Raw genomic sequence first — 17,477 nt, 5'->3', positions numbered from 1 at the left:
AGGGCATTCGCCTCGGGAGTGCGGTGCTGTTGGCCTCTTCGCTGTACGGGCAGGTTCCGGACGGCTGGGCCGCCAGGCTTCCCCTCGGGACGGGCATGCAGCCGGGCGTCTGGTTCGGGGGAGGGGTCTGGAGCGCGGATCGCCACGGGCCGGCGGCTCCCTTCATCGAATCCCTTGGGCTGGGGAATGGGACGGTCGGAAATGGCGTGAACGCCGAGATGGGTTGGAAGGGGATTCATTGGGACGTGGCCATGCGCCTCACCGGCTACCGGGATGCGTCAGGCGGAGATCATGCGCTGGTGTCCCGGGGGCACCTGACCTACCGCAGCGCCGGGGGGTGGACCACCTCGCTCGAACGGGAGCCCCTCGTCTGGGGATACGGGTTGAATGGCGGATACCTCCTCGGGGAGGCCTCCCGCCCCATCCCGAAGCTGAGGGTCGCGACGCCGATGGCCCCCCTCAGCGCCTGGGGAGTCCCCCTCGGGGCCTGGAAGGCCCAGGTCTTTCTCGGGCAGGTCGACGCGGCCACGACCCTTCCCGAGAACATCCAGTCCCCCTCCCTGAAGACCCGGTCCATCGCCTCCCAGGGGACGCCGGTCCGCCCCTTCCTCTCCGGTGTCCGCGCCGAAGCGGCCTTCGGGGACAGCGTCGAGTTCTACCTGAACTGGATCAGCCTGTTCGGGGGAACGCTCAACGGTCGGCAGATCGATTCGGGGTACACGTTCACGGACTACCTCACGGCCTTCCTCGGCGCCAAGGATGCCCGGATCGAGGGGGGCACGGACCTGGTGACCGGTGGGCCGAGTCAGTACCGGCCCCTGGATGTCATCAGCGCCTCCAACTCGGACGTGGGGATGCGGATCCGGTTCCAGGTCCTCGAAAGCCTGTTGAGGGCCCGTGATGTCCGGTTCTACGTCAGCCGGGGATCCAAGGGGGTCCACATCAGCTACGGCCCTTTGCTGAAGAAACCCCTCTACTACCTCGGCAAGGACATGGATGCGGACTGGCGGGCGGTCACCAGTTTCGCTCCAGGCTCCATCTGGGGCCGCACCTACCGCTATTCCGCCCCAAGCCCGATCGTTCCCAACGATGGGGTGGGCGTGATGATCGACTGGGGGGTCTGGAAGGCCGGACTGGAGTACCTGGATACCGTCAATGTGCGGGATTTTTCGGGTGGAACCGTCCCGGGAGTCGACCCGCTCTACGGCCATCGCTCCTTCACGCATTCGTTCTACCAGGTCGGCTTCTACGACCAGGGCGATCCCCTGGGCTCGGCGCTGGGGGGGGAGGCGCGGTACGGGACCTTCCATGTCCAGTGGGATCCCTCGCGGGCCTGGCGGTTCCTCGGCTGGATCCAGAGCGGGGACAGGCCCTTCCGGGATGATCTGGGGGACTGGCTGCTGGACCACCCCGGCAAGCACCCCGTGCGGAACCGGTTCACCCAGGTCCAGATGGTCGTGGAGCACCACGGGCGCGACGGGTTCCTGGCGCGCTCAGGGGCCAGCGCCCAGCGGCAGTCGGCGGTCCTCAACGAGTACGGGAGGGGCGGGACGGGGTTCCGGTGGTTCCTGGAGCTGGGGTGGACCTGGGGACTCGGCGGATGATCAGAAGGCCCGACTTGTCGGGCCGAACCTGCCCGCCCGGTAATCCGCAAAGGCGGCCCGCTCGATCCGGATCCGGTCCAGCCGACCGCGGAAGAGCAGCTTCTGGAAGGTGTAGAGGCGCCGCCGGCGCTGGAATGCCAAGGCCTCCGGGAAGTAGCGCTGGATGAGCAGCCACCGGTTCCGCTGGGTGTAGTACTCCACCCGGGGGCTGCGGGACCCGGAGGCGAGGCTGCCCTGGTGGCGGACCTTGACGGAGTCCACGGCACTCGGGGGATGCCCCCGGCGCCTCAGCTCCAGGCTGAAGGCGATGTCCTCGTAGTAGAGGAAGTAGTCCTCGGGCAGGAACCCGACCTGGGCAGCCCAGGGCAGGGGGAGGAACAGGGCGCAACCGCTGACGTAGGCCATGGGATCGGATTCGAGGGGGGCCGCGCCCAGGATGGGCGTCGAGGCGAAGCCCTCCCTGGACAGGATTCCCCCGCTGAAACGGCGGTCCCCCTCCTCGATGGTCATGCCCCAGGCGCCGATCCCGGGACGCGCCTCGGCAGCCTCCACGAGGCTCCCACTGGTCCCCTCGAGGAGCTCGGTGTCGTTGTTGAGGACCCACGCGTAGGGCACTTCCAGCCGGTGCAGGAGGCGGAGACCCACGTTGTTCCCGGCGGCGTAGCCCAGGTTCTCGGGATTGAACAGGACGCCGATCGTGCCCGGGGGCGGCAAGGCGGGGGATTCCGGGGTGAGCTCCATCCAGGGCAGGCCGGCCTCCTGAAGGATCCGCTGGCAGGACTCCCGGCTGCGGGCGGCATCGTTCTCGATCCAGAGGATCCGGCTGCTGGCCGGTTCCCGTTCGAGGAGGCGGCGCACGCACGAAGCGGTCACCTCCGGCTGGTGGTAGTTCAGCACGAGGATGCCCACGCGTGGCCGGGGGGAGTCGAGGGGAGTCATGGTCAGTCGGATTCCGGGAGCAGCTGAGCAGCATCCTGACACAGGGGACCCCTTCGCCGGAGGGGCTTCGAGCCGCGGCCCGGCGGGGCAGGGCGACGGGGGAGGGGCCGGCATCGCAGGTAGACTGGAGCCATGCTCTTCGATTCCCCATCCACCTTCGGCCGCGCCTTCCGGATCCTCTCCTTCGGGGAGAGCCATGGACCTGCGGTCGGAGTGGTGATCGACGGGGTGAAGCCGGGCCTGCCCTTCGACCTGGCGGCGATCCAGCAGGAACTGGACCGGCGCCGGCCTGGCCAGTCGGACCTGGTGACCCCGCGCCGCGAGGCGGACCGGGTGCAGGTGCTGAGCGGGGTCTTCGAGGGGCGCACCACGGGCCATCCCATCGCCCTGGTGGTGTTCAACGAGAACCAGCGGAGCACGGACTACCAGGCCATCGCGGATCTCTTCCGGCCGGGCCACGCGGACCTGACCTACCAGCGCAAGTACGGCCTGCGCGACCCCCGCGGCGGCGGACGCAGCAGCGGCCGGGAGACCCTCGCCCGGGTGGCGGCAGGCGCCTGGGCCAAGCAGCAGCTGGCGGCCTTGGGGGTCACGGTGAGGGGCTTCAACCGGGAGATCGCGGGCATCCCCTGCTCGAAGGTGGACTGGGCCTTCGTGGAGGCGAATCCGCTGCGGGTGGCCGATCCTGCGGCCTTCGACGCCCAGCGCGCCGCCGTGGAGGCGGCCCGGGCCGAGGGCGACAGCGTGGGCGGCGTCTGCGAGGTGTGGCTCGAGGGGCTGCCCGTGGGACTCGGTGACCCGGCTTTCGGGAAGCTGGACGCGCTGCTGGCCGCGGCCTGCATGTCCATCGGGGCGGTGAAGGGCGTCGAGCTGGGCGCGGGCTTCGGGAGCGCCCGCCGCCGTGGCAGCGAAAACAACGATCCCCTCGGCCCCGGGGGCCCCCTGAAGAACGACGCCGGCGGCACCCTGGGGGGGATCAGCACGGGGGCGCCGGTGGTGGTCCGCCTGGCCGTGAAGCCCACCAGCTCCATCGCCCGGGTCCAGCAGACCATCGACCGCGACGGCCGCACCGCCGAGATCTCCACCCGGGGGCGCCACGATCCGTGCATCGCGCCCCGCATCGTGCCCGTGGCCGAGGCCATGTGCGCCCTCGTCGTCTACGACGCCTGGCTGACCCAGCAGGCCCTCCGGGAGGGCAGCCTCGCCGAGGCCCCGGAATGGGATTGGGAAGCGGTGGAAGCGCTCCTCCGTGCGAAGCTGTGATGACCGCCACTTTTAGAGGAACATGACGAAGAGGTGACGCTGGTATCCCTGGCCGCGCCCGATCATGACATCGACATGGAACCCGTCCTGCTCAGCTTCCACGCCCCCGTCCACGACCTCGACGTGGTGGCCCAGCACGTCGTCAAGGAGGGGGTCTCGGCCCGGCTCCGGGAATGGCATCGGCAGACGGGCGCCCGGGAGCTGGTCTACCTGGCGACCTGCCAGCGGGTGCTCTGGATGGTGTGGGGCGGGGATCCCAGTGCCCTGGATCCCGGGCCCGGCGTCCGCCGCTATGAGGGCGAGGAGGCCTGGACCCACCTGCTGGCCATGACCGCCGGCCTGGAGTCCGCGAACCTGGGGGACCGCGAGATCCCCGGGCAGGTGAAGGACGCCCTCCAGCAGGCCCGCCAGGTGGGCGTGGCCGGCGAGGAGGCCCAGACCGCCATCGAGGACGTGATCCGCGAAGGTCAGCGCCTGCGGGCCCGCCTGGGCCTCGCCGACGGTTCCGTCAGCGTGGCCACCGCCGCACTCCGGCACCTCTCGGACGGGCTCCCGACGGGGGCCTCGGTGGTGCTCGTGGGCGTGGGACCCATGACCCAGTACCTGGCCGAGCGCCTCCCGGAGCTGGGGTTCCGGGTGGCGATCGCCAACCGCACCCGCGGCCACGCCCACCAGCTGGCGGAGCCCCTGGGCCTGGAGGTGGTGGACCTGGGGGACCTGCAGCGCGATCCCGGGCCGTTCGACGCCCTGGTGACCGCCACGGCGGCGCCGGAACCGCTCTTCACCCTGGATGCCTGGCAGACCCTGAAGCGGCCCACCCTGCGCATCCTCGATCTGGCGCTGCCGCCGGATTCCGAGCCCGGGCTCGAGCAGCTGCCCTGGGTGCACCGGGTGGACCTCAACGCCTTCCTGGCCCAGACGGCCACCGTCCGCGCCCGGCGCACCGAGGCGGCCCAGAAGGCCGAACCCTTCCTGGCCGGCACGGCGGGCCGCCTGCGCCACCGCGCCGAGGTGCGGGCCCGCAAGCGGCACCTCGCCTCGGCCCAGGAGCGACTGGACGCCGCCTGGGGTGCGCTGGAGGCGGAAGTGAAGGGGCTCCACGGGCATCTCTCCCACCTGGACGAGAGCCAGCACCTGGCCCTGCAATCCATCCTGTCCCGCGGGCGCACCCTTGCGTTCCGGGCCCTGGCCCAGACGGACGTGAAGCCCGTCGAGGGCGGAGAGGCGGTGAATCCGTGAAGCATGTGACCGTGGCCACCCGTGGGTCCCTCTTGGCCGTGGGCCAGGCCGAGCCCCTCGTGCGCTTCCTCGAGTCGAAGGGCTATGAGGTCTCCTGGCGCAAGTTCTCCACCTCCGGCGACCAGTGGCTCCAGGGCCCCCTCGACAAGCAGGTGGGCGGCGGCTTCTTCACCAAGGAGCTGGAGGACGCCATGGCCGCAGGGGCCGCGGACCTGCTCATCCACAGCCTGAAGGACGTGTCCCTGGACCGCCCCGAGGGCATCGTCCCCGCCTGCATCCCCCACCGGGAGGATCCCGCCGACTGGCTGGTGATGCGCCCGGACGCGCCGGAGGACCTGGTCATCGGCACCAGCGCGGTGCGACGCGAGCGGATGCTGAGGGACCTGTTCCCGAAGGCCCGATTCACGTGGATCCGCGGCAACGTCCCCACCCGCCTCCAGCGCGTGCGCGACGGCGTGCTCCGGGAGGAACCCCTGCACGCCACCATGCTCGCTGCCGCCGGCCTCAAGCGCCTCAAGCTGGACCTCCAGGGGCTCGTGGTGCGCCCGCTGACCCCCGCCGAGCTGCCCTCGGCGCCGGGGCAGGGGGCCCTGCTGGCGGAGGCCCGCGCCGACCGGCCGGACCTCGTGGAGGTTCTGGCGGAGATGCACGATCCCATGACCGCCCGGTGCGTGACCCTGGAGCGCCAGGTCCTCGCCGGCATCGGCGGCGGCTGCCAGCAGCCCCTGGGCGCCCTGGCCGAACCCCAGGCCGACGGCAGCCTGCTCCTCAGGGCCGCCTATGCGGGCGAGGACGGCCTCCTCCGGGCCGAAGCCCGGGGCACCGACGACCAGCAGCTCCTGGCTGCCGTGCTGAAGGGCCTGGGACTGGCATGCGTGTGAGCCCCGCCAAGCCCAGGCTGGCCCTCGCCCGGCCGGCCCACCATCCGCTCTCGGACACGGTCCGCAAGGCGGGCTGGGAACCGGTGCCCTATCCCTTCACGCGGCTCCAGCCCTCGATCCTGCCGCCGCCCATTCCGCTCGCCACCGCCGCCGCCGTGCTCCTGCTGAGCCCCTCCGGGGCGCGGGTGGCCGGCCCCAAGCTGCCCCCGGGGACCCTGTGCCTGGTTCAGGGCGGCGGGACCGCCGAAGCGCTCGACCGCGAGGATCTGGAGATCCTGCTGCCCAGCGAGGCCCGGGCCGAGGCCCTCTGGGACCTGCTCCGGGAGCGGTTCCCGGATGGCGGCGGCTTCGTGCTCGCCCGGGGCGAACGCAGCCGCGAGTACCTGGAGGAGGCCGCCCGGGGCAGCGCCTGGCGCATCCATCCCTGGATCACCCATCGCGAGGCCATGCGCGTGCCGTTTCCGCCCCTTCCGGAGGTGGAGGGCGTGCTGGCCCTGAGTCCCCTGCAGGCGGAGATCCTGGCCCCCCTGTCCCGCAACCTGCTGCGCTTCGCCTGGGGCGAGGGCACCGCCCGGGCGTTCGCGAAGGCCGGCGCACCGGTCCACGGCCACTGCGAACCCAAGCCCAGCCTGCTGTGGGCCCTGCTCGCCCAGCACCTGAAGGAGGAGAACACGCCATGATGACCCGCTCCCGCCGCCTCCGTACCACTGCCGCCCTGCGCGACCTCGTGGCCGAGACCGATCTCCGGCCCCGCCACCTGATCCAGCCCCACTTCGTGCAGCCCCACAAGGGCAGCAGCGAGATCTCCGCCCTGCCGGGCATCGTCCGCGCCGGCGTGGAGGACACCGTCCGGCAGGTGGAGCAGGACCTCAAGCGCGGCCTGCGCAGCGTGCTGCTCTTCGGGGTGCCCGATGCCCACGAGAAGAGCCCCGACGCCAAGGCCTGCCATGACCATGCGGGCGTGGTGCCCAAGGCGGTGACGGCCCTCAAGAAGGCCTTCGGGTCGGACGTGATCGTCATGACGGATGTCTGCCTCTGCGGCTACACCAGCCACGGCCACTGCGGGCTGGTGGACGAGGAGGGCACGGTGCTGAACGACGAGACCCTTCCCCTGCTGGCGGAGATGGCCCTGCGCCATGCCGAGGCCGGGGCGGATGTGGCGGCCCCCAGCGACATGATGGATGGCCGGGTGGCCGCCATCCGGACCCGTCTGGACGGGGCGGGCTTCACCCAGACCGCCATCCTCAGCTACGCCATCAAGCACGCCGGGGCCTACTACGGTCCCTTCCGCGAAGCCGCCGACAGCAGCCCCAAGTTCGGCGACCGGAAGACCTACCAGATGGATCCCCGGAACGCCCGCGAGGGCCTGCGGGACGCCCTGCTCGACGTGCAGGAGGGCGCCGACATGCTGATGGTCAAGCCGGCCCTGCCGAACCTCGACCTCATCTGGCGCCTCCGCGAGGCGCAGCTGGCCCCCATCTGCGCGTACCACGTCTCCAGCGAGTTCAGCAGCGTGAAGGCCGCCGACCGCCTGGGGTGGGTGAATGGCGACCAGCTCATGCTCGAGCACCTGACGGCCATCCGCCGCGCGGGCGCCGACATGATCGTGACCTACGCCGGCCGCGAGGCCGTGGAGAAGGGGTGGATCTCGTAGCAAGGACCCACCACGAGGACCCGAAGACCGCGAAGAAAAGGAACCGCAATGTCGAATGACACCCTGTTTGCCGAAGCCCTCACCCACTTTCCCGGCGGCGTCTCCAGCCCCGTGCGGGCCTTCCGCGCGGTGGGCGGGACGCCGAAGTTCTTCCGCAAGGCCTCGGGCGCCTGGTTCGAGGACGAGGACGGCCAGCGGTTCCTGGACCTCTGCATGTCCTGGGGCCCGCTGATCCTGGGCCATGCCCAGCCCGACATCCTGGCTGCGGTGAACGAGGCCATGCACGAGGGCCTCACCTTCGGCGCTCCCAGCCGGAGGGAGCTGGCCCTGGCCCGGAAGATCAAGGCGATGGTGCCCTTCATCGAGAAGATGCGCTTCGTGTCCTCGGGCACCGAGGCCGTCATGTCCGCCCTGCGGGCCGCCCGCGGCTTCACGGGCCGGGATCGCATCCTGAAGTTCGACGGCTGCTACCACGGCCACAGCGACGGCCTGCTGGTGAAGGCCGGCTCCGGCCTCGTCACCTTCGGGGCCCCCACCAGCGCCGGCGTGCCCAAGGGCATCGCGGAGCTGACCTCCGTGGTGTCCCTGGACGACCTGGAGACCCTGGAGCGGACCTTCGCGGAGCTCGGAAGCGAGCTGGCTGCGGCCATCATCGAACCCATCCCCGCCAACAACGGCCTCCTGCTCCAGCGCCCCGAGTTCCTCCAGCGCCTGCGCGAGCTCTGCACGAAGCACGGCGTGATCCTCATCTTCGACGAGGTCATCAGCGGCTTCCGCGTCGCCCCCGGCGGCGCGGCGGAACGGCTGGGCATCACGCCCGACCTGGCCACCTACGGCAAGATCATCGGCGGCGGCATGCCCGTGGGCCTCTACGGCGGCCGGAAGGACATCATGGGCGTGGTTGCACCCGACGGCCCCGTCTACCAGGCGGGCACGCTCTCCGGCAACCCCGTGGCCATGGCTGCGGGCCTGGCCACCATGGAGCGGCTGACCCCCGCCTTCTACGCCGGCCTGGAGGCCAACGCGGCCAAGTGGGCCGCGGCCTTCGAGACCCTCCCAGGCCTGCACTGCCCCCGCTACGGCAGCCTGCTCTGGCCCCTGTTCCAGGACGGCGTCCGCCGCAGCGATGCCGTGAAGGGGGAGGCCATCAGCAGCTTCAACCGCCTGCACCGGGCGTTGCTCGGCCAGGACGTGTACCTGCCCCCCAGCGGCTACGAGGTGGCCTTCCTCAGCGGCGCCCACGGCGACGCCGAGCTGGACCACTTCAAACAGGCCGTGGCCGCCGTGGCTAAGGCTTTCGCCTGATCCTCTTTCCTCTGCGTTCTCTGCGTCCTCTGCGGTGAATGGATTTCTTGGTGATGCAATGACCCAGCCCCTCCTCCGCGTTCTCAACGGCGAGGCCCTCGACAAGCCCCCCGTCTGGTTCATGCGCCAGGCCGGACGCTTCCTGCCCGAGTACCGCGCCGTCCGGGCCAAGGCCACCTTCGAGCAGCTCCTCAACGACTCGGACCTGGCCGCGGAAGTGACCCTCCAGCCCATCCGCCGCTTCCCGCAGATCGACGGCGCCATCATCTTCAGCGACATCCTCGTGATCCTCGACGCGCTGGGCTGCGAGGTGACCATCCCCGAGGGCGGGCCCCGCATCGGGAAGACGCTGGACCAGATCGACATCGACCGCCCCCTGGACGAGAAGGTGTTCGAACCCGTCTGTGCCGCCATCCGCAAGGTGAAGGCCGAACTGCCCGCCAAGGTCACCATGCTGGGCTTTGCCGGGGCCCCCTGGACCCTGCTGGCCTATGGCATCGAGGGGAAGGGCAGCAAGAGCTGGGCGAAGGCCAAGGCCTTCCTGCACCAGGAGCCCGTGCTGGCCCGCAAGTGGCTGGACAAGCTGGCGGACGCCGCCGCGCGGCTGCTGAACCTCCACATCGAGGCCGGCGCCCAGGGGGTGCAGCTCTTCGACACCTGGGCCGGCGAGCTGGATGCGGACGACTACGCCACCTTCGCCCTGCCCTCCGTGCAGCGCACCCTGGCCCAGGTGACCGCCGCGCCGACGCTCTTCTTCGCCCGCACCGGCTACCTGCCCGACAGCCTCAACCAGCTGCCCTGCAAGGGCCTGGCCGTGCCCTGGCAGGTGCCCATCGCCGAGGCCCGCCGCCGCTTCCCGAAGATGGTGCTCCAGGGCAACCTGGATCCCATCGCCCTCCTGGCCGGTCCGGAGGTGGCGCGGAAGAAGGCCCGGGCCATCGTGGACGCCATGAAGGGCCATCCCCACATCTTCAACCTCGGCCACGGGCTGGTGCCCGAGACCGATCCCGCCGTGGTGGCGGCCGTCCTCGATGAAGTGAAGGCCTGAATGGCACACCGCCAAGGGCGCCAAGGAGGGAATTTCCACTCTTCCTGGCGATCCTGGCGCCCCGGCGGTGATAATCCATTGTTCTAGGTTGTTTCGACACCAGATTGGATCTCTCCCATGAACCAGCTCGCTGATTTGATCCGCCGTTATGACCGTCCGGGCCCCCGGTACACGGGCTACCCCATGCCGCCGGCCTGGTCGGACGACTTCCCCGAGGCGGAGGTGCTCTCCGCCCTGGAGCGGGCCAATGCCCGCAAGGACGAGGCCCTGTCGCTCTACCTGCACATCCCCTTCTGCCCGCGTCGCTGCGCCTACTGCGGCTGCAACGTGGTGGTGAGCCCCCAGTACGATCCCGTCGAGGCCTACCTGGCCGCGGTGACGAAGGAGCTGGACCTGGTGGTCTCGCGCATGCCGGACCGGCGCAAGGCCCTGCAGCTCCACTGGGGCGGCGGCACGCCCACCTACCTGAACGCCGCCGACCTGCGGCGCACCTTCAACCTCTTCAAGGAGCGCTTCGAGTTCCAGCCGGGGGCGGAGATCGCCATCGAGGTGGATCCCACCTTCCTGGAGCCCGACCAGCTGCCGGCCCTCCGGGAGATGGGCTTCAACCGTGTCTCCTTCGGCGTGCAGGACCTGGACGAGAACGTGCAGGCGCTCATCACCCGCGGCCAGACCTGGGACCACACCCTCACCGCCATGAAGCAGTGCCGCGAGCTGGGCTTCGACGGCGTGAACCTGGACCTGGTGTACGGCCTGCCGGGCCAGACCATGGACACCTTCCGCCGCACCCTGGAATCCACCCTGGAGCTGTCGCCGGACCGCATGGCGATCTACGGATTCGCCTACCTGCCGAGCATCATGCCCTTCCAGCGCAGCATCCCCGCGGAGACGCTGCCCTCGCCGGACCTGCGGCTGGAGCTCCTGCTCCTGGCCTCGGACATCCTGGAGAAGGCCGGCTACGTGGCCATCGGCATGGACCATTTCGCCCACCCCAACGATCCCATGGCCAAGGCCGTGAAGGAGGGCCGCCTCATCCGCAACTTCATGGGCTACGCCGTGGCCGCCGGCACGGACCTGCTGGGCTTCGGCCCCAGCGCCATCTCCAACGTGGCCGGGGTGTACGCCCAGAACGAGAAGATCCTCGCGAAGTGGGAGCGCTCCATCACCGACGGGAAGCTGGCCGTCCACAAGGGCCACCGGCTCTCCGAGGACGACGAGCTGCGCCGCTGGGTCATCCACCGCCTCATGGGCCACTTCGAGCTGCGCTGGGAGGACCTGCGCGCCCGCTTCGGCGTGGACGGCCCGGCCCACTTCGCGGATGCCGTCGCCCAGCTCCAGGATGAGGTGCCCCAGGGCACGGTGGAGCTGAAGCCGGAAGGGGTGTTCATCACGCCCCTGGGCCGCCGCTTCGTGCGCAACCTCGTGCAGCCCTTCGATGCCTACCTGGCGAAGCTGAGCGCGAAGACCCCGTTCTCGCGGACCGTCTGATCCCGGTTTTCAACCAATCGCGACCCGGAAGTATTGAATAGCGAGGCACAGGGCCTACACTGGGGAGTGCGGAGGTTCGCCGCGCCGGGTGGCGGCCCTGCAGTCCGGCAGATTCCGGGTGTTTCCGGAGCCGGTGGACCCGATGTGCCCGGCCGGCGGCCTGCCGCGGACCCACCGCGGAGGCCCCATGCTGCCCTTCCTTCTCCTTCCCGCCCTGATCGTCCAGGCCCCGCAGTCGGCCATCCCCGGCGCCGTGGAGGTGCGCCCCGGCGTGTTCGTGCTGAAGGGCCTGCCCAACGACACCATCTGCGCCGCCATCAAGAAGCAGCACATCACCCATGTGATCGACCTGCGCCGCGACACGGAGCCGAACCTGGACTGCGAGTCCGAGGCCTCGAGGATGTCGGATCTGGGTGTGTCGTACCTCCGCTACGCCATCAGCGCCGCGCCCCCCAACGGCGACTTCGAGTTCCTGCGGGCGATCATCCGGGACCTCCCCAAGGGCTCGAAAGTCCTCGTCCACTGCAGCAACGGCAACCGGGCCGCCGCGGCGGTCTGCCCCTGGCTGGTGCTGGACAGGGGGATGTCCGTGGACGAGGCGATCGCCCTCTCCAGGCAGGCTGGACTGAAGCTTCCCGAGACCGAGGCCGCCCTGCGGAGGTACCTCAGCTCGAAGGGACGGACCTAGAGAACCTCCCGCCCGGCTGCGGCAGGCGGGAGCGGTTCACGGCTCCTTGAAGAGCCCCGCCAGGACTTCCCGGGCCTTGGGGTTCCCGGCCCGGGCGGCCCGCTGGAACCACTCCCGGGCCTCCCTCCGGTCCTCCGCCACGCCCCGCCCCTGGTAGAGGCGGACGCCCAGTTCGTACATGCCCTCGGCATCCCCGGCCTCGGCGGCCTTACGGAACCAGGCGGCCTGTTCAGCCGGCTCCTCTGCGGCCCAGGCCAGCTCGAGCATCGCGGCCGGCTCGCCCCGGCCGGCCCGGGCGAGCCGCTGGGGACGCTCGCGGAGGTCCTCCGCCGCCTCCTGCTTCCGCTGGTCTTCCCGGGCCCGCGCCTCGGATTCCGGCGCGGGGACGCCCCCGGCCTGGAGGGCGACGACCAGGCCGGTCCGCAGGTCCAGGGCCACGGCACCGTGCGTCTCGGTGGCGACCCAGAGGGCCTGGTCGCGGAGGGCCAGGGCCCTCGGGACGAGCCAGTCCGGGGCCCGCCGCCAGGCATGCTGCGGGGGGAAGCCGTTCCCCATCCAGGACCAGAGGAGGGCGTTCCCGACGAGGTGCACCTGGACCTGGAGGCCCGGGGTGGACAGGAGGACGCCCTGGGGGTGCCAGGCCTTCCAGGCCTCTCCTCCCGGGAGGGCCGGAAGGGGTGCGGGGTGGCAGAGACGCTCCCGGACCGGGGCCAGGGCCCAGGCGAATCCCGCCACCTCGCCCGGGCCGAAGCCGCCGGCCGCGGGATCCAGGAAGCGGATGGGGAAGCCCGTGGCGGCATCCTGTTCGATCCTGGGGCCGGGGTCCACGGCCACCACGCCCATGGCCCGGGCCGCTTCGGGCAGGGGCGCCGGACCGGGTTCCCCCATCCGGGGCAGCCAGGGGACGCGGCGCTGGGTCGTGGCCTCCCACACCATGCGGGCGCCCATCCGGAAGCCTTCGAGGAAGTCGCCCCGCAGGGCGGCGGGGGTCGATGCCGCCGCCGCCCGTGCGGCCGCCTCCAGGGAGGCCTCCCGGTCCGGAGCCGGCTGGGCCGGTGGCCGGCAGGCTCCCAGGAGGAGGAGGGGAGCGAGCAGGATGCCCCGTGGCCGCACGTGCTACCTGAGGCGGAAGGGCATGGTCAGCTTGAACCGGGCCTTCACGGGCTTGCCGTCCACCTGCGCGGGTTCGAAGCGCCAGCCCTTCGCATAGGCCACGGCGGTGGGCCGCAGCTCGTCCGGACCCTCCAGGGCCTCGGCGGATTCCGGTACGCCATCGGTCCCCACGACCAGGGAGACGACCACGGTGCCCTGGATCCGCCGGGCCTTGGCCTCGGCGGGGTAGGCCGGCGGCTCGGGCTGGTGGGCGACGCGGATCTGCCTGAAGTCGAAATCCTGGACGGGCCCGGGGGCCGGGCCCAGCCGGAAGGGCATGGTGAGGCGGAAGCGGGTGGTCGAGGGCTTCCCGTCCCGCAGGCCGGGCTCGAAGCGCCAGCCCAGGGCGTAGGCCACCGCCGTGCTCCGCAGGGCCTGGGGGCCCTTCACCGCATGGGCCCGGACGGGGATGCCGAGGTCATCCACCACCAGGTCCACGACCACCGTGCCCTGGATGCGTTGCTTCTTGGCCTCCGGCGGATAGGGGGGAGGCTCGGGCTGGAAGCGCAGCTTCAGCGGGGTGGACGACAGGGGGACCGGGGGCTGGCGGCTCGCCAGGGCCGTGGCGCCGAGCAGGGTGGCCCCGGCGAGGAGGAGGGCGAGCCCGCGCAGGGAGGGGATGGGCGCGGGCTGGGGTTTGAAGAGGCGGTTGATGCGCTGCATGAGAGGGCCTCGGGCGGCCGCGAGGGCCGGATCGGGATCGGAAGGGGTGGACCGTCGCAGGGCGGCCAGGGTCGCGAGGCCCTGGGCCAGGGGCAGGGGATCCCCCAGGAGCGCTGCGGCGGCATCGTCGCAGCAGTGCTCCCGGGTCTCCCGGATCTGGCGCGAGAGCCACCAGGCGGCGGGGTGGAAGAACAGGAAGGCCTCCGCCAGGGTCTGCAGGAGGTTGGCGAGGTAGTCCCCGCGCCGGAGGTGGGCCAGTTCGTGGGCCAGCACCGCCTCCAGGGCCTCGGGCGGGAGCGCGAGGAAGGCCGAGGCCGGGACCAGGACCACCGGCTTCAGCCAGCCCAGGGCCAGCGGGGAATCCGCGCGGTCCGAGGCCAGCAGGCGCACCCGGCGGGAAAGCCCCATGCGCCGGGCCAGGACCTGGAACCGGGCCTCCCAGCCGGCCGGCGCCGGCCGGGCCTGGGCCAGGTAGCGCCGATCCAGCCACCACAGTCCCCCGCCGAGGCGGAGGAGCATGAGCGCCGCCCCGAGCAGCCATCCCAGGGCGAGCCAGGGGAGGAGCGTCTCGAACCGGAACCGGGTGGGATCGGCCCCGCCGGTGACGGGGGCGGCCCACAACCCGAGGCCGGAAAGCATGCGACCGGACACAGGCTCCCCGGAGCCCAGGGCCGCGTAGGTGAGGGCCGGAGCCAGCACCATGGCGGCCAGGCCCAGGCAGGCCCAGCGGTAGCGGAGCCGGGCCTCCGCCCGCCGGAGCAGGACGAGTCCGGCCCAGGCGGCGAGGCCGACCAGGGCGTCCTCCCACAGGGCGTGGAGGACGGTGAGCCCCAGCCGGTGGAGCATGGGGGCCAGGAGGATCGGGCTCATGGCCGCCCCTTCCGGAGGCGGTCCAGGAAGGCCTGGATCTCCTCCAGTTCCGCCGCTCCGGTGGGGGCTTCGGTGAGGGCCCTCAGGACCAGCGACTTGGCGCTGCCCTCGAAGGCCTTGTCCATCAGCTCCCGCAGCAGGCAGGCCTGCGTGGGCGCCTCCCCCTGGGCGGCCTGGTACACGTGGCTCCGCGCGGACTCGTCACGGGTGACCAGGCCCTTGTCCACCATGATCTGCAGGAGCTTCAGCACGGTGGTGTACCCGATGTCCCGGCCCTTCGCCAGGTCCGCGTGTACGTCGCGGACCGTGGAGGGGCCCCGGTCCCAGAGCACCCGAAGGATGGCGAGCTCGCCATCGGACGGACGGACGGGGTCGGTGGTCATGGGTCTCCCGGGTGGATGACCTCCAATGTACGAACCGATTCGGATTTGTCAACGAATCGGTTCGTACTTTTTCTACTTCAGGGCTCCGATGAGGATCTCCGCCAGGGGCTTGATCCGGCCGGGCTCGCTGAGGGTGGCGCCCCGGGCGGCCACGAGTCGGGCGGAGGAGCGGCCCAGGACGGCGGCCTCCACCAGGCCGTGGGCCTTCAGGGTGCTCCCGGTCTGGACCAGGTCCACGATGGCGTCCGCCAGGCCCAGGAGGGGGGCCAGTTCCACGCTGCTGCTGAGGGGCACCAGCTCGGCGGTGAGGCCCTCGCGGGCCAGCCAGGCCTCGGTGGCCCGGGGGAACTTGGTGGCCAGGCGGAGATGGGGCCGGGCCTGCAGGTGCTCCAGGGTCACGCCTGCGGGGGTGCAGAGGGACAGGCGGCAGGCGCCGAAGCCGAGGTCCGCCAGCTCCAGCAGGTCCATGTCCAGCTCGTCCAGGGTGTCGGAGCCCACGATGCCCAGGCTCGCCACGCCGGCCGCCACGTAGCGGGGCAGATCGCTGCCCTTGAGCAGCAGGGCCGCCACGCCCGGCGTGGCGGTGGGGATGCGGAGCACGCGGGACTTCAGGGCCGCGGCGTCGAGGGCCAGGGGCGTACCCGCCAGCCGAGGCACCAGCTCGTCGCCGAGCCGGCCCTTGGGGAAGGCGATGAGGAGAGGACGGGTCATGGGAGCTCGAACAGGTCGGGCCGGGTGCCGGCCAGGTCCAGGAGGCGCGAGAGGCGCACGCAGAACCCCGCGGCCCGCCAGGGACGGCCCAGCTCGGGGAACAGCCGGTCGTAGCGGCCCCCCGCCGCCAGCTCCTGCTGGGCGCCCGGGGCCCAGAGGCGCAGGGTGGGTCCGGTGTAGAAGTCCAGCCCGGCCACGTCCGCCAGGTCCACGCGCAGGTCCAGGCGGTCCGGCAGGATGGGGAGGATGGCCTTCAGGGCCCGGCCCATGTGATCGCGCTCTTCCGCCAGGAGGTCCGCATAGGGACTCGCATCCAGGGCCTTCAGCGACTCGGGGCCATCGAGGTCGGAGAGCAGGGCCTCGGCGTGGGCCGTGAGGCGGCCTGCCGCCGGGTGGTCGCCCAGGGCCTCGTGGACGCGGTGGGCGGCCCGGCGGGAGAGGGCGGCCACCACGGCCTTCGCCAGGCCCGGCGGCAGGTTCTCGGCTTCCAGGGGGCGGCGGACGAGGGCGGCGTTGCCCAGGTGCAGGATGGCGCGCTTCAGGCCCAGGACCGCCGGGACGGCCATGAGCAGGCGGGCCAGCTCCACGTCGGCCTCGGCGGAGGGTTCGTCCGCGGGCTGGATGCGCTCGCAGCCCACCTCGAAGCGCTCCACCGCCTCCCAGGGCTGCACGGGGCGGCGGAACACGGCGCCGGCGTAGGCCACGCGGTCCGGGGGGTCGGGGAAGCGCCGGGCCAGCAGTCCCGCCAGGGCCACGGTGAAGTCCCAGCGCAGGGCCACCAGGTCGTCCCCGTCAAAGAAGCGGAGGGCCCCCTCGGGCACGGGCTCCCGGAGCACCAGCGAGGGGTGCAGCTCCCGGTAGCCCTGGGCGGCCAGCAGCGCCATGAGGGCGTCCTCCCAGCGGCGCAGCCGGGCGGCGGCGTCGAAGAGGAGATCGGGGAAGTGGGGTGTGCGGACGGGCATCAGGCCTTCCCTCCGGTGGCGTCCGCGTGGCGCCGCTGCAGCACATCCACCACGTCACGCAGGGAGGCGCCCTTCGCAAGGAGCAGCAGGTCGAGGTGGAAGATCAGGTCCGCGGCCTCGCCCAGGAAGGCCTCCCGGTCCTCGTTTTTCGCAGCGATGACCACCTCACCGGCCTCCTCCACCACCTTCTTGCCGATGCGGTCCACGCCCTGGGCGAAGAGGCGCTGGGTGTAGCTTCCGGCCGGATCCGCCGCGGCCCGGCGCGATGCCAGCAGGGCCTCCAGGCGCCCCAGCCAGGGCAGGGTGGCGGGCCAGGGCTCGTCGCCGTCGAAGCAGCTGTCGGTGCCGCGATGGCAGCTGGGGCCTTCCGGCTCCGCGAGGATGAGCAGGGCGTCGCCATCGCAGTCCGGACGGACCTGGAGGAGCTTCAGGCGGTTCCCGCTGGTGGCGCCCTTGGTCCAGAGTTCCTGGCGGGAGCGGCTCCAGAAGGTGACGAAGCCGGTCTCGAGGGTGAGGCGCAGGGCCTCGCGGTTGAGCCAGGCCATCATGCGGACCTCGCCGGCGGGGCTCTGCACGATGCCGGGGAGGAGGCCGTCGGGGCCGAATCGGAGCGCGTCGGGGTTCATG

The 17,477-nt window shown here is 71.8% G+C and carries 17 protein-coding genes; 10 read left to right on the top strand and 7 right to left on the bottom strand.

What is annotated here, in order from left to right:
• The first annotated feature begins 206 nt into the window (after positions 1–206).
• The gene (locus QSJ33_RS03850; protein WP_285723099.1) at positions 207–1,604 is read left to right on the top strand and encodes a capsule assembly Wzi family protein; all 1,398 of its coding nucleotides are present in this window, start codon (positions 207–209) and stop codon (positions 1,602–1,604) included.
• Here QSJ33_RS03850 and QSJ33_RS03845 read toward each other — a convergent pair whose 3' ends face one another.
• Positions 1,605–2,543, bottom strand: coding sequence for a glycosyltransferase family protein (locus tag QSJ33_RS03845; protein WP_285723097.1), 939 nt, complete (start codon positions 2,541–2,543; stop codon positions 1,605–1,607). It abuts the gene before it with no gap.
• Between the two features lie 132 nt (positions 2,544–2,675).
• Between QSJ33_RS03845 and aroC the strand changes: the two genes are divergently transcribed.
• The 9 genes from aroC to QSJ33_RS03800 all read left to right on the top strand — a co-directional run bounded on the left by aroC (position 2,676) and on the right by QSJ33_RS03800 (position 12,109).
• Positions 2,676–3,806 (top strand): chorismate synthase, encoded by a 1,131-nt coding sequence (gene aroC, locus QSJ33_RS03840; RefSeq protein WP_285723095.1) that lies wholly within the window; start codon positions 2,676–2,678, stop codon positions 3,804–3,806.
• Positions 3,807–3,839: 33 nt separating this feature from the next.
• A complete protein-coding gene (locus QSJ33_RS03835; RefSeq protein ID WP_285723092.1) occupies positions 3,840–5,045 on the top strand; it encodes a glutamyl-tRNA reductase in 1,206 nt (401 codons plus the stop codon).
• Positions 5,042–5,926, top strand: coding sequence for a hydroxymethylbilane synthase (hemC, locus tag QSJ33_RS03830; protein ID WP_285723090.1), 885 nt, complete (start codon positions 5,042–5,044; stop codon positions 5,924–5,926). Before QSJ33_RS03835 ends, hemC begins: the two co-directional genes overlap by 4 nt.
• Positions 5,917–6,606, top strand: coding sequence for a uroporphyrinogen-III synthase (locus QSJ33_RS03825; RefSeq protein ID WP_285723088.1), 690 nt, complete (start codon positions 5,917–5,919; stop codon positions 6,604–6,606). Before hemC ends, QSJ33_RS03825 begins: the two co-directional genes overlap by 10 nt.
• Entirely contained in the window at positions 6,603–7,580 is a 978-nt protein-coding gene (hemB, locus tag QSJ33_RS03820) for a porphobilinogen synthase (protein ID WP_285723086.1), read from the top strand. The genes QSJ33_RS03825 and hemB overlap by 4 nt, the downstream gene beginning before the upstream one ends.
• 48 nt (positions 7,581–7,628) lie before the next feature.
• On the top strand, positions 7,629–8,885 hold the full coding sequence (locus tag QSJ33_RS03815) for a glutamate-1-semialdehyde 2,1-aminomutase (protein WP_285723085.1): 1,257 nt from the start codon (positions 7,629–7,631) through the stop codon (positions 8,883–8,885).
• Between the two features lie 58 nt (positions 8,886–8,943).
• Positions 8,944–9,933: a uroporphyrinogen decarboxylase gene (gene hemE, locus QSJ33_RS03810; RefSeq protein WP_285723083.1), complete on the top strand. Its 990-nt coding sequence runs from the start codon at positions 8,944–8,946 to the stop codon at positions 9,931–9,933.
• A gap of 117 nt (positions 9,934–10,050) precedes the next feature.
• Positions 10,051–11,421: an oxygen-independent coproporphyrinogen III oxidase gene (gene hemN, locus QSJ33_RS03805; protein ID WP_285723081.1), complete on the top strand. Its 1,371-nt coding sequence runs from the start codon at positions 10,051–10,053 to the stop codon at positions 11,419–11,421.
• Positions 11,422–11,608: 187 nt separating this feature from the next.
• The gene (locus tag QSJ33_RS03800; RefSeq protein WP_285723079.1) at positions 11,609–12,109 is read left to right on the top strand and encodes a dual specificity protein phosphatase family protein; all 501 of its coding nucleotides are present in this window, start codon (positions 11,609–11,611) and stop codon (positions 12,107–12,109) included.
• A 36-nt stretch (positions 12,110–12,145) separates the two neighbouring features.
• Here the strand turns inward: QSJ33_RS03800 and QSJ33_RS03795 are convergent, their stop codons facing one another.
• The 6 genes from QSJ33_RS03795 to hisIE all read right to left on the bottom strand — a co-directional run bounded on the left by QSJ33_RS03795 (position 12,146) and on the right by hisIE (position 17,476).
• A complete protein-coding gene (locus QSJ33_RS03795) occupies positions 12,146–13,222 on the bottom strand; it encodes a tetratricopeptide repeat protein (RefSeq protein ID WP_285723076.1) in 1,077 nt (358 codons plus the stop codon).
• Positions 13,223–13,225: 3 nt separating this feature from the next.
• On the bottom strand, positions 13,226–14,794 hold the full coding sequence (locus QSJ33_RS03790; RefSeq protein WP_285723074.1) for a M56 family metallopeptidase: 1,569 nt from the start codon (positions 14,792–14,794) through the stop codon (positions 13,226–13,228).
• Positions 14,791–15,177, bottom strand: a complete 387-nt coding sequence (locus tag QSJ33_RS03785) for a BlaI/MecI/CopY family transcriptional regulator (protein WP_285723072.1) — start codon at positions 15,175–15,177, stop codon at positions 14,791–14,793. The genes QSJ33_RS03790 and QSJ33_RS03785 overlap by 4 nt, the downstream gene beginning before the upstream one ends.
• Before the next feature lie 72 nt (positions 15,178–15,249).
• Positions 15,250–15,888, bottom strand: a complete 639-nt coding sequence (gene hisG, locus QSJ33_RS03780; protein ID WP_285723070.1) for an ATP phosphoribosyltransferase — start codon at positions 15,886–15,888, stop codon at positions 15,250–15,252.
• Entirely contained in the window at positions 15,885–16,850 is a 966-nt protein-coding gene (locus QSJ33_RS03775; protein ID WP_285723069.1) for an ATP phosphoribosyltransferase regulatory subunit, read from the bottom strand. Before QSJ33_RS03775 ends, hisG begins: the two co-directional genes overlap by 4 nt.
• A complete protein-coding gene (hisIE, locus tag QSJ33_RS03770; RefSeq protein ID WP_285723067.1) occupies positions 16,850–17,476 on the bottom strand; it encodes a bifunctional phosphoribosyl-AMP cyclohydrolase/phosphoribosyl-ATP diphosphatase HisIE in 627 nt (208 codons plus the stop codon). Before hisIE ends, QSJ33_RS03775 begins: the two co-directional genes overlap by 1 nt.
• Position 17,477 lies beyond the last annotated feature (1 nt).

The sequence above is a fragment of the Geothrix rubra genome (assembly GCF_030268065.1).
GTDB classification, from domain to species: Bacteria; Acidobacteriota; Holophagae; order Holophagales; family Holophagaceae; genus Geothrix; species Geothrix rubra.
This window is presented reverse-complemented; position numbering and strand designations above follow the sequence as displayed.

What these genes read in the sequence shown, in the direction of transcription:
- QSJ33_RS03845 (WP_285723097.1), bottom strand. Translation starts at nt 2,543, where the DNA reads ATGACTCCCCTCGACTCCCCCCGGCCACGCGTGGGCATCCTCGTGCTG.
- aroC (WP_285723095.1), top strand. Translation starts at nt 2,676, where the DNA reads ATGCTCTTCGATTCCCCATCCACCTTCGGCCGCGCCTTCCGGATCCTC.
- QSJ33_RS03825 (WP_285723088.1), top strand. Translation starts at nt 5,917, where the DNA reads ATGCGTGTGAGCCCCGCCAAGCCCAGGCTGGCCCTCGCCCGGCCGGCC.
- hemB (WP_285723086.1), top strand. Translation starts at nt 6,603, where the DNA reads ATGATGACCCGCTCCCGCCGCCTCCGTACCACTGCCGCCCTGCGCGAC.
- QSJ33_RS03815 (WP_285723085.1), top strand. Translation starts at nt 7,629, where the DNA reads ATGTCGAATGACACCCTGTTTGCCGAAGCCCTCACCCACTTTCCCGGC.
- hemE (WP_285723083.1), top strand. Translation starts at nt 8,944, where the DNA reads ATGACCCAGCCCCTCCTCCGCGTTCTCAACGGCGAGGCCCTCGACAAG.
- hemN (WP_285723081.1), top strand. Translation starts at nt 10,051, where the DNA reads ATGAACCAGCTCGCTGATTTGATCCGCCGTTATGACCGTCCGGGCCCC.
- QSJ33_RS03800 (WP_285723079.1), top strand. Translation starts at nt 11,609, where the DNA reads ATGCTGCCCTTCCTTCTCCTTCCCGCCCTGATCGTCCAGGCCCCGCAG.
- QSJ33_RS03790 (WP_285723074.1), bottom strand. Translation starts at nt 14,794, where the DNA reads ATGAGCCCGATCCTCCTGGCCCCCATGCTCCACCGGCTGGGGCTCACC.
- QSJ33_RS03785 (WP_285723072.1), bottom strand. Translation starts at nt 15,177, where the DNA reads ATGACCACCGACCCCGTCCGTCCGTCCGATGGCGAGCTCGCCATCCTT.
- hisG (WP_285723070.1), bottom strand. Translation starts at nt 15,888, where the DNA reads ATGACCCGTCCTCTCCTCATCGCCTTCCCCAAGGGCCGGCTCGGCGAC.
- QSJ33_RS03775 (WP_285723069.1), bottom strand. Translation starts at nt 16,850, where the DNA reads ATGCCCGTCCGCACACCCCACTTCCCCGATCTCCTCTTCGACGCCGCC.
- hisIE (WP_285723067.1), bottom strand. Translation starts at nt 17,476, where the DNA reads ATGAACCCCGACGCGCTCCGATTCGGCCCCGACGGCCTCCTCCCCGGC.